The sequence below is a fragment of the Sabulicella glaciei genome (genome assembly GCF_026183895.1).
GTDB classification, from domain to species: domain Bacteria; phylum Pseudomonadota; class Alphaproteobacteria; order Acetobacterales; family Acetobacteraceae; genus Roseococcus; species Roseococcus glaciei.
The window spans coordinates 26791-39044 of the sequence record NZ_JAPFQI010000026.1 but is presented as its reverse complement, the minus strand read 5'-3'; the positions used below and the strand labels follow the sequence as shown (position 1 = coordinate 39044).

General features: G+C 69.8%; 12 protein-coding genes and 1 tRNA gene. 10 read left to right on the top strand and 3 right to left on the bottom strand.

All coding sequences use genetic code 11. From position 1 onward, the window contains the following. Window position 1 precedes the first annotated feature (1 nt). From OF850_RS21040 to OF850_RS21025, 4 genes are read left to right on the top strand one after another with little or no spacing between them, the layout of a single operon-like run. Window positions 2-1081 carry a glycosyltransferase family 4 protein gene (locus OF850_RS21040; protein WP_301592296.1) on the top strand — a complete coding sequence of 360 codons (1080 nt, stop codon included), beginning with the start codon at window positions 2-4 and terminating at the stop codon, window positions 1079-1081. After that, window positions 1078-2472 carry an O-antigen ligase family protein gene (locus OF850_RS23800; RefSeq protein WP_301592295.1) on the top strand — a complete coding sequence of 465 codons (1395 nt, stop codon included), beginning with the start codon at window positions 1078-1080 and terminating at the stop codon, window positions 2470-2472. Before OF850_RS21040 ends, OF850_RS23800 begins: the two co-directional genes overlap by 4 nt. 8 nt (window positions 2473-2480) lie before the next feature. Then, window positions 2481-3956, top strand: coding sequence for an oligosaccharide flippase family protein (locus OF850_RS21030; protein WP_301592294.1), 1476 nt, complete (start codon window positions 2481-2483; stop codon window positions 3954-3956). Further along, window positions 3953-4642: an acyltransferase gene (locus tag OF850_RS21025; RefSeq protein WP_301592293.1), complete on the top strand. Its 690-nt coding sequence runs from the start codon at window positions 3953-3955 to the stop codon at window positions 4640-4642. Before OF850_RS21030 ends, OF850_RS21025 begins: the two co-directional genes overlap by 4 nt. Window positions 4643-4651: 9 nt before the next feature. Here OF850_RS21025 and OF850_RS21020 read toward each other — a convergent pair whose 3' ends face one another. Next, entirely contained in the window at window positions 4652-5716 is a 1065-nt protein-coding gene (locus OF850_RS21020) for a glycosyltransferase family 2 protein (RefSeq protein WP_301592292.1), read from the bottom strand. Here OF850_RS21020 and OF850_RS21015 point away from each other — a divergent pair. Both OF850_RS21015 and OF850_RS21010 read left to right on the top strand, forming a co-directional pair. Then, entirely contained in the window at window positions 5716-7002 is a 1287-nt protein-coding gene (locus OF850_RS21015; RefSeq protein ID WP_301592291.1) for an outer membrane beta-barrel protein, read from the top strand. The two genes, OF850_RS21020 and OF850_RS21015, sit on opposite strands and share 1 nt — an antisense overlap. Window positions 7003-7095: 93 nt before the next feature. Further along, a complete protein-coding gene (locus OF850_RS21010) occupies window positions 7096-7656 on the top strand; it encodes a polysaccharide biosynthesis/export family protein (RefSeq protein WP_301592290.1) in 561 nt (186 codons plus the stop codon). Window positions 7657-7690: 34 nt separating this feature from the next. Here the strand turns inward: OF850_RS21010 and OF850_RS21005 are convergent, their stop codons facing one another. Next, entirely contained in the window at window positions 7691-8425 is a 735-nt protein-coding gene (locus OF850_RS21005; RefSeq protein WP_301592289.1) for an IclR family transcriptional regulator, read from the bottom strand. 341 nt (window positions 8426-8766) lie between these two features. Between OF850_RS21005 and OF850_RS21000 the strand changes: the two genes are divergently transcribed. From OF850_RS21000 to OF850_RS20985, 4 genes are all read left to right on the top strand, one after another. After that, window positions 8767-9444 carry an RraA family protein gene (locus OF850_RS21000; protein ID WP_301592288.1) on the top strand — a complete coding sequence of 226 codons (678 nt, stop codon included), beginning with the start codon at window positions 8767-8769 and terminating at the stop codon, window positions 9442-9444. Window positions 9445-9478: 34 nt separating this feature from the next. Continuing rightward, window positions 9479-10498, top strand: a complete 1020-nt coding sequence (locus tag OF850_RS20995; protein WP_301592287.1) for a hydroxyacid dehydrogenase — start codon at window positions 9479-9481, stop codon at window positions 10496-10498. 47 nt (window positions 10499-10545) lie between these two features. Beyond that, window positions 10546-11523 (top strand): tripartite tricarboxylate transporter substrate binding protein, encoded by a 978-nt coding sequence (locus tag OF850_RS20990; protein WP_301592286.1) that lies wholly within the window; start codon window positions 10546-10548, stop codon window positions 11521-11523. A gap of 86 nt (window positions 11524-11609) precedes the next feature. After that, window positions 11610-11906 (top strand): hypothetical protein, encoded by a 297-nt coding sequence (locus OF850_RS20985; RefSeq protein WP_301592285.1) that lies wholly within the window; start codon window positions 11610-11612, stop codon window positions 11904-11906. A 208-nt stretch (window positions 11907-12114) separates the two neighbouring features. Here OF850_RS20985 and OF850_RS20980 read toward each other — a convergent pair. Further along, window positions 12115-12204 (bottom strand) — tRNA-Ser (locus OF850_RS20980). Window positions 12205-12254 lie beyond the last annotated feature (50 nt).

The following is a 12254-nucleotide window of genomic DNA, read 5'->3' as shown; positions in this document are numbered from 1 at the left end:
GGTGATTTACATCGCGACCCCAGGCGGCCTTGAGGCCAAGGGCGGCATTGGCCGGATCGTTTCCTACTTCGTGCGGGAGATCGAGCGGCGCCCGGACGCGCCGCGCTTCGCCATCGTGGACACCTACGGGCCGGGCCGCGCCGCGCTGATGCCGGTCTTCTTCGCCGCCGCGCTTCTGCGCCTGTTCTTTGCCTGCCTCACGCGCCGCGCGAGCCTGCTGCACGTGCACATGGCCGAATACGGCAGCGTCCTGCGCAAAGGGATCATCACCCTGATGGCACGGGCGCTGCGCGTGCCGGTCGTGCTGCACCTGCACGGCGCGAATTTCCGCGACCATTGCGAGCGCGCCGGCCCCACCGAGCGCCGCCTGATCCGGCGCGTGCTGCGCTCGGCAGCCGAGGTGGTCGTGCTGGGCGCCTATTGGCGCGATTTCGTTTCGGAGTTCCTGGGACCTGGCGGCCCACGTGTCACCATCCTGGTGAACGCCGTCGAGGGACCTTCATCGGTGCCGGAGCGGGCGGAGACACCGCCCCTCCAGCTCCTCTTCCTTGGACGGGTCGGCGAGCGGAAGGGGGCGGGCGAGTTTCTGGAAGCCCTGGCCTCGCCGGAATGCCAGGCTTTCGACTGGACCGCGAACGTCGCCGGCGATGGCGAGGTGGACACCTATCGCGCGAAGGCGGAGGCGCTTGGCCTCGCCGAACGGGTGAACTTCCTTGGCTGGACGGAGGAGGCGCGGAGCCGCGAGCTGCTCGCCCAATCGCACATCTTCGCGCTGCCTTCCCGCAACGAGGGGCTGCCCGTCGCCATTGTGGAGGCCATGGCCTACGGGCTGGCGATCGTTGCGACGCCCGTCGGCTCCGTGCCCACGGCGATCGAGGATGGAAGGACCGGCATCCTCGTCCCGCCGGGGAATTTCCCCGCCCTCGCGGCGGCTCTCGCGCGGCTTCTCGGGGACCCGGCGCTGCGCCGCGAACTCTCCTCGAATGCCCGCGCGAGGTTTGAGCGCGACTTCGACATCCGTGGCTTCTGCGACCGGCTGCTGGAGGTCTACCGCCGCAACGTGGCACGGTGGCCCGCGTGAGCGTCTCGGCCCGCTTGCCCGAGCGTCGCGCCGCTTCCACGCCGCGGCTCGCCATCACGCAGGACGGCGCGGTCCGCGCCGCGGTGGTGCTGCTTCTCGTCTGGTATCTCGGCCCGACGGCGCCCTTCCTGCCGGCGGAAGCCTTCATCTCCGAGGATGCGAAGAACGGCGTCTTCGTGGAGCAGGCCTTCCTGCGCCTGTCCTGGATCCCGGTCTATGGGCTGACTTTCCTTCTGGCGCTGCCGCACTTGCCGAAGGTGGTCCGCGCCGCGGCGCGAAGCCCCTATGGCGTGCTGCTGGTGGCGCTCGCCCTGGTTTCCACGGCCTGGTCCACCTCGCCGGCCGATACGCTGCGCCGCACCGTCGGCCTCGCGGGAACGACGCTGCTCGGCTTCTACCTCGTCGCGCGTTTCGAGCGGGAGGAATTGATGGGCCTGCTTGGCTGGGCCTTCGCGCTGGCTGCGTTGCTCAGCATTGTCTTCGTGGCGACGCGGCCTGGCGTCGGCATTTCCGGCCCGCCGCATCCTGGCGCCTGGCGCGGGGTGTTTCCACACAAAAACGTCCTGGGGCAGGTCATGCTGATGGGCGTCGCGACGGGGCTTGGCCTCGCCTTGGTGGAGCGACGCAAGCGCTGGCCCTTCGCCCTGGCGGGGCTGTGCGGGCTCCTGCTGCTTCTTTCCACGGCCAAGACGCCCATCGCGGTCGCTGCCGTGCTGATGGGGATCGTCGGCCTGTCGCAGCTGCTGCGCCGCCGCCCGGGACGCGCAGGCTTCCTGGGCGCGCTGGTCGTCGTCCTGGTGCTCTGCGCGCCTTTCTTCGTCTTCGTCGTGCTCGAACCGGTGCTGACGCTGCTGGGGCGCGACCTGACCCTCACGGGGCGCACGGATATCTGGGGTCTCTCGCTGGCCGCGGTCGCGGAGAAGCCGCTGATCGGCTGGGGCTATGGCGGGTTCTGGACCGCGCCATTGGGTCCCGTGCTCGACATCCGCTTCATCATCGGATGGGACGTTCCGAATGCCCATAACGGCTTCATCGACCTGCTGCTGGCCTTTGGCGTCGTCGGGCTGGTGCTCTTCCTGCTTCTCGTGGTCCGGGTCATTCGCGCCAACGTGCAGGAGATCCGCGAAACCGGCTCCTGGAGCGCCACCTGGTCACTCGCCGCGGTGACCTTGCTGATGATCTACGGCTTCGCGGAAAGCGCGATCATGGTGCAGAACACCTTTGCCTGGGTCCTGCTGATCGCGCTGACGGCCTATGCGGGCAAGCCGCGCGCGGCTGCGCGGGGGCGTTCCGTGGCAGCGCCACGTTTCCGATGGGTGGCACGCCGCCCCGCGACCTTCGGGGCCGTGGAAAGGAAGCAGGCGCCTTTCCTCCCTCGTAAGCCGGACTGAAGCGAAGCATGTCGGAGCCCTCCTCGCCTGCCGTCGCCGGCCGCGCGCTGCTCTACCTCGTCGGGCGCATCGTTCCTGCGGCGGTGACCTTTGTCACCATCGGGGTGCTCACCCGCTTCCTGTCCCCGGAGGAGTACGGCACCTACGCCATCGCCCTTTCGGTGATCTCTCTTTTCTCGATGGCGGCCTATAACTGGCTCTACGTCTCCATCGTGCGGCTCCGGCCCATGGAGGAGGATGCGGCCAAGCCCTTCCAGGCGGCCGTGCTGGTGCTCTACCTGGTCTGCGTGGCACTCGTCCTGTCCTTTGGCGCCCTTTACGTCGCTGCCTTCTCGCCGTGGGGCGGCTCCTCGCTGTGGGGGGCGGCGGTGGCGCTTTTCGTCGTGCAGGGTTGGCTCGAGATCAACCTGCACTTCCTCATCAGCCGGAGTGAGGCGGGGCGCTACGTCCTCGTCACGCTTCTCCGCTCGCTGCTGGTCACCGCCCTTGCGATCCTCGCTGCCGCATTGGGCGGTGGGGCGGCGAGCGTGCTGCTCGCCACGGCTTTGGCCGTCCTCGGGCCCGCGCTCTGGCTCACCTTTCGCCAATGGCGCGGGGTCCGCCTGCGCGAGGCGGGAACAGGGGACATGGGGAGTATCGCCCGCTTCGGCCTGCCCCTTGCGCCGAGCTTCCTCCTCGACAACGTCATCTTCTACGCGGACCGGCTGATCCTGGGGTGGCTCATCAACGCCCAGGCTGTCGGCCTCTACGCAGTGGGCTACGACCTCGCCGACCGTACGCTCAAGGCGCTCATGTACTCGATCGGCTCGGCGTCCCTGCCTGCGGCGGTCCAGGCCCTGGAGATCGAGGGCGAGGACGCCGCGAGACGCCAGCTCGCGCAGAACCTCCTGACCCTCGTCACATTCGGCCTGCCGGCGACGGTGGGGCTCTGCCTCACCGCCTCGGAGTTATCCATCCTCGTGGGGTCCGAGTTCCGCGACGTCACGACGGTCCTGATCCCGTTGGTGGCGGTGGCTACCTTCCTCGCCTGCATCCGGTCGAGCTACCTGGACCATGCCTTTCACCTGGCGCGACGTCCCCTCCCGCTGCTGCTGGTGACGGGCACGACGGCCCTCTTCAACGTCAGCCTCAACATCCTCCTGATCCCGTCCTTCGGCCTGCTGGGCGCGGCCTATGCCAACCTGGCCGCGTTCATCGTCGCGGTGTTCCTGGCCTGGTCCATGGGCCGTTCCGCCTTTCGCCTGCCGTACCCTTGGCGCGGCCTTGCCAAGATCGCCGCGGCATGCGCGGCGATGGGCATCTTCCTCGCGATGCCGATCTGGCCCGAGGCGCAAGTCCTGGCCCTTGTGCTGAAGACGGCGTTGGGCGGTGCGGTCTTCGTGGCCGTCGGTCTCCTGCTGCGAGCCGAGATCGTCTCCGAACTGGTGTGGGGCGTGATAAACCGTCTCGCATCCCGGAAACGCGACAAGGGAGGCACAACGTGACATCTCGCCGCTTCCGGCGCCTCGCAGCGCTGCTTATCGCTTTCCTTCCGACGAACGGGTTGCGACGCGCCGCCTACCGGTGGGCGCTGGGCTACGAGATCCACCCGACGGCGCGCGTGGATGCGCTGAGCTTCATCAGCGTGGCTCGGCTGGTCCTCGGCCCCGGCGCGCATCTGGAGCGCTTCAACCTGTTCTCCGGACCCCTTTCCCTCACGGTGGGCGCGCGCTCCTCCATCGCTTCGTCCAACCAGATCCGCTGCGGAATATGGACGGGCGCGGCCGCCCCCTCCGACCATAGTGCGCGGTACCAACAGCGCATGGTGGTCGGCGATGGCTGCCGCATCTCGCCAGGGCATTTCTTTGACGCGAATGGCGAGATCCTGATCGGCGACCGATGCTGGATCGCCGGTCGCGGTAGCCAGTTCTGGACCCATGGCGCCAGCACCCCGCGCTCCACGGTCCATATCGGCGCGGACTGCTTCATCGGCTCTGCCTGCCGCTTCGCCCCGGGCGCGGCGATTGCGGACAACACCGTCGTTTCGCTGGGAAGCGTCGTGACACGCAGCTTCTCGACGCCCTACCGGCTGCTGGGCGGAGTGCCTGCGAAGGAACTGCGCGATATCGAGGAGGACATCACCTCCAAGCGGCTCTTCGCCGGCCGCTGGACCGAGGCCTCGGGCGTGTGATGGGTCTCGTCAGGACTTTCCGGGTGCCGCTGCACGGCTGCGCGTGAGGCGGGAGCGGACGCCCTGGTAGAGCCCTTCGGGCAGGGTGGAACGCGCGGCCAGCTTGACCGCGCCGGGCAGCGAGACGGCCCGCGTCTTCACGGCCCGCATCAGCAGGGCGATGGCGTCGCGCTTGCGCTCGCGCCAAAGCCAGGGACCAAGCTCGTTCGCCTCGAAGGCGACCCGTGCGCGCTCGGACAGGGCGTCGCCCGCCGCCTTCAGGAATTGCCGTGCGCGATGCTCGCTGACCTCGGCGCTCAGCCGGTCCGGCCGCTCATCGTTGTGCCAGGTGACGAGCGGCTCGAGCACCAGCCGGTACTCCGCCCCCGCTGCGCCGCACTCGATGAAGAAGAGGTGGTCCTCGTACTGGCGCAGCCCCTCGCGGAAGCGGACGGCATCGGCAAGCGGACGGGTCAGGAAAAAGGAACTGGTCTGCGCGAAGCCGCCATCGACGTAGAGATATTCGGCGAAGCTCTGCCCGGGACGCGGCCCGTGCTCAGGGCGCACGCGGCTCCAACCCCCAGGCTGGATGACCTCGGTCTGCGTCACGCAGAAGATCTTTGCCGTCTCGGCGCCCGCGACGGCAGCGGCCTGCCGCTCCAGCTTCGTCGGCTGCCAAAGGTCATCGGAATCGAGAAAGGCGACAAAGCGGCCGCGCGCCGCCTCGATCCCCGTGTTCCGCGCTGCCGACACGCCGCGATTGCGCTCGTGCCGGATCACGCGGAGGCGCGCATCCCCGCCGAACGCAGCCAGCGCACTTTCGAGATCGTCGGCAGAGGCGTCGTCCACGACGAGGAGTTCGAGTTCCCTCAGCGTCTGCGCCAGGACGGAGCGGATCGAGGGTGCCACGATGCCCGCGCGGTTGAAGACGGGCATGACGACGCTCACGAGGGGCGGCGGCTCTTGATCGGGGGAAGCGATGACGGCACCTCGCGTTGCTGCTGGCCGATGATACGTCGCGGCCGCCCGGACGGCCTCGCTGGCCAGGGCGCGACGCCGTATATGAAGTGCTGGGGAGGTCGAAAGGCAAGCCATTGGTCGCTTTCCATCCCGAAGGCGCGTCGGCCCTTCGCCGGTCGGCCGGCGCGGCGGCGCTCGCAATGGTGCTGCTGGGCGCGCCTGCCGAACTGCGCGGGCAGGGCAGCACACCCGATTGGGCAGCCACCGCCCGGGGAGTGACCGTCCAGACGCGGCCACGCCCGGATTACGAGCCGCTTGGCGTGCGGCTCGGCGCGTTCCGGCTCGACGGCTCGCTTGAGGCAGGCCCAGGCTTCGACGACAACCCTGCGCCCAATCTGCGCGGCAGCCGTGCCCAGGCCACGCTGGAGGAGGCGCTGTCGCTCGGCCTCGCGAGTGGCTGGACCCGGCATGCCTTCACGGCCGCGCTGACGCAGCAGACGCGCCGCTACCCTTCCGACCCCAGCCTGAGCTGGAACGACTATGCGTTCGACCTTGGAGGGCGGCTGGATATCGGTCGCGCCTCCTCGCTGGGCCTGCTCTATAGCCGTCAGCGCAATCACTTCGACCTCGGCAATTTCGACCTGCAGCGCGCGGGGCTGGCGCGGCCGGTCCAGTTCGACTCCGACGTGTTCCGGTTGCGCGGCGTCGGCGCGCTGAACCGGCTTCTCTTCGAGGGCGGCCTTGAGCACCGCACCTTCCGCTACGACCGCACGGTTGGCGCGGGCGGCGCGGTGGGCAGCGACCGCGACCATCTGACGGCGGAAGCGGGCGCCTCCTATCTTTTTCAGCCGGGGCAGGGTCTCGATGCCGTGGCGCGGCTGACGCGCATCTCCTACCAGCAGTCAAGCCAGCGTGGCCGCGATTCCCTGACCTATGAAGTGCTGGGCGGGCTTCGCTACGACTTCAATGGGCTTTGGGGCGTTCGCTTGAGCCTCGGCTACCGCCGCCGCGTGTACGAGGACCCCAGTATCCGCGCACTATCCGGCCCAGCCTTCGACGCACAGGTGACGTGGATGCCTTCGCAGGTGGCCACGCTCGGACTGTCGGCGCAGCGCACCATCGAGGAATCGATCCGGCCCGGCAGCGTCGCCTACACCCGCACCGCACTGCGCACGACGCTGGACTACGAGGTGCGGCGCAACATCATCGCGACTGTCACGCTGGGGGCGGAGATGCGGGAGTATGAAAGACCGCGGGAGCGGGTGGTGGATGGCGTCGCTACATTCGGCGCCACGATGTTGCTGAACCGTCGCGCCGCGCTGCTCCTCAACTATCAGCACACGCGCCGCTTCGAGGCGCCGAGCGGCTTTCGCGAGTATGGCCGGAACATCCTCTCGCTGCGGCTTCGGCTGTCGCTCTGATCATCCCTCGACCGGTGGGTGGCGGGCCCGTAAGCTGCGCGCATGAGTGGCAATCCAAGACGCCTCCCGGTCCAGGACCGGCGCCGATTCCTCGTGCGCCATGCATCGGCGCTGGCGGTGCTGGCAACCGGCGCCACGGCCTGCTCGACGCCGGGTGCGACGCTTCCTCCGCTTCCGCCGTCCGCCGCCGAGCCGTATCGCCTCGGCCCCGGTGACCGCGTGCGCGTCACGGTGTTCGACGACCCCCAGCTGAGCGGGGATTTTCGCGTTTCCGACGCCGGGGCGATCTCGCTGCCGCTGGCGGGCTCCGTCCCGGCGACGGGCCGCACCACGCGCGAAGTGGAGCGCGCGATCGAGGGCATCCTGAAGGAGAAGGGGCTGTTCCAGCAGCCCTCCGTCGCGGTGGAGGTCATGGAGTACCGGTCCGTCTACGTGCTGGGGATGGTGGAGCGCGGCGGACAGGCGCCATACCAGCCGGGCATGACCGTGCTTTCCGCCATCGCCGTGTTCGGGGGCTTCAACTACCGGGCCGTCCGCGACCATGTGAGCCTGACCCGCATCGGCGAGGACGGCGTGGCCCGCGAGTACCGCGCCGGACCCCAGGCGCTGGTGCGTCCCGGCGACGTGATCAACGTCCTCGAGCGCTGGTTCTAGGGGCGCTTCGTCGCGGCCAGGGGCGGGCGCGGCGTCACTCCGCGGCGCTGCGCGGCCATTCCGGCATCTCGCCGCCCAGGCGGCGGGTCAGCGCCGTGGCTGCTTCGGCCAGGAGAGGGCGTGCGGCCTCCTGTGCCTCGGGCGTCCAGCGGATGATCGGCGCCGAAAGGGCGAGCGCCCCGGCCAGGGCGTCATTCGGGCCGAAGACCGGCATGGCCATCGCGCCGGTGTGCGGATCGGTCGCGCCCATGGTGACGATCGGCAGGCCCAGCGTCGCGACATTGGCGGGCAGGGGGCGCGGCGCGAAGGCGCGCAGCACCTGGGCGATGGCGGAGTTGTCGAGCGGCAGCGCGTCGCCAACGCGGACATGCATGCGCAGCAGATGCGGGCTGTCCGCGCGGAACAGGCAGAGCCGCTGCTCGCCGCGCCGGACGTAGAAGGCCGCCGTCTCGCCGGTGCGGGCGACGAGCTCCTCCAGCACCGGGACGACATGCGCCTCCATCCGGAAGGATCGGGTGTAGATCGTGCCGAGGCGCAGCACCTCCGCATCAAGCCGGTAGGCGCCGTCCCCCTCGCGCGCCAGATAGCCGTGCTCTTCAAGCGAGACGGCGAGACGCATGATGGTGCTCTTCACCAAGCCGGTCCGCGTGGCGAGCTCCGCAAGGCTCAGGGAGCGGTCTCCCTTGCGGAAGGCCGAGAGCACGGTCAGGGCCCGGTCCGCCGAGGCGACGCCTGCCAGCGCCGGACGCTGCCTTGCCTTCTCCGCCATGCTCGCCTCCAGCCTTCAGGCTAACCTCTGTGCCGAGAGCACGCTTTCGACTTTTTAGAACGTAGTTCTGTTATAGGTGATGGCTGCCGCGATCTGTCAAGCGGAGGGGGTGGATGTGGGGTACTAAGGTTTGGGCTCGCGGGCTGTGAGTGCGGACGAGATGTGCAGCCAGCGGGTGAGGGTTACCCGCGCACGGATAGAATCTTGGGTGGCGAGCGGAGATGAGGCTCATCCGCCCCTGCTGATCCCCAGTCCTCGGTCCCCAAAATAATAGAACGTCATTGCATTAAACCAAAACCGTCGCTAACCAAGCCGCGCAACGCCCTTCGGAGAGTTCCGGCATGGCCCACGGCTTCAGGATCCTCACCCGCCCGCGCAAGGCCGCGCCGGACCTTGTCACGCGTTTCCGCGACCTGCCCGTCGCCAATGTCAGCGACGTGATGTCGCGCATGACGGCGGGCGGGGCGCGGCTGCGGCCCATGCATGCGGGCGGCGTGCTCGGCGGGCCGGCCCTGACGGTGAAGACCCGCCCCGGCGACAACCTGATGGTCCACAAGGCCATCGGCCTCGCCGAGCCTGGCGACGTCATCGTCGTGGATGCGGGCGGCGACCTGAGCAACGCCATCATCGGCGAGCTCATGCTTGCGCAGATGGTGAGGCGTGGGCTCGCGGGAATCGTGATCAACGGTGCGATCCGCGACAGCGCCGCCATCCGCGCGCAGGGCTTCCCGGTCTTTGCTGCGGGCGTCACCCATCGCGGCCCTTACAAGGACGGTCCTGGCGAGATCAACGTTCCCATCGCGCTGGACGGCATGGTGATCGAGCCGGGCGACCTCATACTGGGCGACGATGACGGTTTGCTCTGCGTGCCGCTGGGCGAGGCGGAGGCGATCCATGCCGCCGCGGCCGCCAAGCAGGCCGCAGAGGAGAAGCAGATGGCCAATATAGAGGCCGGCACGCACGACGCCTCTTGGGTGGACGCCACGCTTCGCCGCCTCGGCTGCGAAGGCCTCGGCTGAGGCCGCAACCCGAACCCCTCCCGAAAGAGCCCCTATGCCCCAGCCCAACGCCGCCAAGCCCGCGGTGCTCGTCACGGCCGCCAAGCTCGCGCCGGAGGCGGTCGCCATCCTGGAGGAGGCCGGCTACGCCGTGCCCTGCACCACGGCCTACCCGTCGGAGGCCGAACTTCTGGCCGCCATCGCCGAGCACCGGCCCGTCGCGCTGCTGCACCGCCAGGGGCTGATCACCAGCACCGTCATGGATGCGGCCGCCCCCGCGCTGCGCGTCATCGCCCGTCACGGCGCCGGGGTGGACGGCATCGACCTCGCAGCCGCGGAGGCGCGGGGCCTGACGGTGACGCGGGCGGCGGGCGCTAATTCGCGCTCCGTCGCCGAGCATGCGATGGCGCTGATGCTGGCGCTGCTGAAGGACCTGCCGGCGGTGGCCTCGGGCATGCGCGAGGGGCTGTGGGAGAAGACCTCCCGCATGACGCGCGACGTAGAGGGCGTTTCGCTCGGCATCGTCGGATATGGCGCGATCGGCTCCAAGGTCGCGCGCCTTGCGGACGCCTTCGGCATGCGCGTCGCGGCCTATGACCCGCTGCTGCCCGAGGGCGCGCTGCCCGGTCCCGGCGAGCGCGTGAGCGACCTGCGCGACTTGCTGGCGCGCTCCGAGGTGCTGTCGCTGCACTGCCCGCTGGACGGGACGACGCGCGGGATGATCGGCGCCGCCGAACTCGTCCTGCTGCCGCGTGGCGCCATCCTGGTCCACACTGCCCGTGGCGGCATCGTGGACGAGGCGGCATTGCTGGCGGCACTGGAGTCTGGGCACGTCGCCTGGGCGGGCCTCGACGTGTTCGAGAATGAGCCGCTCGACGCCGCCAGCCCGCTGCGCGGCCATCCCCGTGTGCTGCCGACGCCGCACCTGGCGGCCAACACCCCGCGCGGCGCGCTCGGCATGTCCACCGGCGCGGCGGAAAGCATCGTCGCGGTGCTGGCCGGGCGCCTGCCCGCGCTGCCGGGCGCGGTGGTGGTCCCCGGCGGGCTTCGGGCGGCCCGGGCCTCGGCCGCCTGAAGCGACACCGCGCCCCGGCCGCATTTGATCCCACAAGGGAGGAAGACATGAGCACGCAACCCGCCATCGCCCGCCGCGCCCTAATCGTCGCCGGCACCGCATCCCTGGCCGCGCCCGCGCTGGCCCAGCCGGCCTGGCCCGCCGGTCGCCCCATCGAGGTGATCGTCGGCTTCGCGCCGGGCGGCGGGACCGACGTGATGGTGCGTGCCCTCGCGCAGGCGCTGGCGCCCGAGCTGCCCGGCGCCAATTTCGTGGTGGTCAACCGCCCCGGCGCGGGCGGCGAGACCGCCTATGTTGCCCTGCAATCCGCGCGCCCGGACGGCTACACCCTCGGCACCATCAACACGCCGGGCTACCTGTCCCTCGGCGTGCAGCGCCGCGTGCGCTACGACCGCGCGCAGATCCGCCTGATCGCGCGGCTGGTGGACGACCCGAGCGCCTTCGTAGTGCACCGCGATTCGCCCTATCGCTCGCTGCGCGACTTGGTGGATGCGGCGAAGCGCAGACCGGGCACGATCAGCGTCGGCTCCTCCGGCGTCGGCACCGACGACCATCTCGGCCTGACGCTGTTCGAGGCCGCCTCGGGCACCGAGTTCATCCATGTTCCCTTCGCGGGCGCGGGGCCGGTGCGCAACGCCGTGCTGGGCAAGCAGATCGACGTCGCGGGCCTGAACCTCGGCGAGATCGGCATGCTGGGGCAGGAGAATCCGCCGCTGCGCGCCCTGGCTGGCATGGGGGAGCGACGCTGGGAGCTGATGCCGGACGTGCCCACCTTCCGAGAGCAAGGCTACGACGTCGTCATGACGAGCGAGCGGGGCCTCGGCGCGCCGCGCGGCATCCCGGACGAGATCGCGAAGCGGCTGGAGGAGGCGATCGCCAAGGTCGTCGCCACGCCCGAATGGGCCGAGAAGGTCCGGCAGCTCGAGCTGGCGATGGATTTCCTGCCCGGGGCGGAGTGGGAGGCGCGTCTGCCGGCGCAGCTCGCGCGCTATCAGCAAATCTGGCAGCGCACCCCCTGGCAGTGAGCCGGACGCGCGGCTGGCGGCGCAAGAGGCGGCCGGGCGCCTTCTCGCCAGCCGCGACGACATGGCCCTCGTCTTGTGACGCCTGAGTGCCCATCTTCCAGGCCATGGCCCGCAAGACGCTCAACCCCTTCGCTCCCTATGCCTGGCTTGCCGAGGCGGGGTGGGTCTTCATGAGGCACAGCGCCCAGCTCTGGGTCGATCCCAGGGCCAGCGCGCGCCTGGCCGCGCTGGGGGCGGAGAAGCAGAAGGCCTTTGCGCAAGGCACCCTCGAGGCCGGTTTGGCAGCCATGCGTGGATCGAGCCCGGAGGTCATCGCGAAGGCCGCCATGGCGCCGGCCCGTCGCCGCGTGCGAGCGAACGCACGGAAGCTTCAGAAGGGGTAGGGCGGGGCATCGCCTCGCACCGATGCTCATGGATGCGGGCGGGGACCCCGAAGAGGTCATGAAGTAATGTCGTGCTGGCGGGCCGCTCAACGCCTGAAAGTGCGCGGAACTTCAAGGCCGAACTTGAGACTGTCCTTGGGGCAGGAGACGGAGTGCCTCGCGAAGCTGCCCAAAAATGCAAGAGAAGCAGGGTGTTGAGGTGGGCTGCTGGCGGACAGGGTGGGATTCGAACCCACGGTACCCTTGCAGGTACTCCGGTTTTCGAGACCGGCGCGATCGACCACTCCGCCACCTGTCCTTGCCGCGTGCGGGGTATAGGGGCAAAGCCCCAGGCTGGCAACGGGACGG

Bases quoted from the DNA above. Each gene is read 5' to 3' on its own strand.
- OF850_RS21005 (WP_301592289.1), bottom strand. From the start codon at position 8,425: ATGGCGGAGAAGGCAAGGCAGCGTCCGGCGCTGGCAGGCGTCGCCTCG.
- OF850_RS21000 (WP_301592288.1), top strand. From the start codon at position 8,767: ATGGCCCACGGCTTCAGGATCCTCACCCGCCCGCGCAAGGCCGCGCCG.
- OF850_RS20995 (WP_301592287.1), top strand. From the start codon at position 9,479: ATGCCCCAGCCCAACGCCGCCAAGCCCGCGGTGCTCGTCACGGCCGCC.
- OF850_RS20990 (WP_301592286.1), top strand. From the start codon at position 10,546: ATGAGCACGCAACCCGCCATCGCCCGCCGCGCCCTAATCGTCGCCGGC.
- OF850_RS21020 (WP_301592292.1), bottom strand. From the start codon at position 5,716: ATGGCTTGCCTTTCGACCTCCCCAGCACTTCATATACGGCGTCGCGCC.
- OF850_RS21030 (WP_301592294.1), top strand. From the start codon at position 2,481: ATGTCGGAGCCCTCCTCGCCTGCCGTCGCCGGCCGCGCGCTGCTCTAC.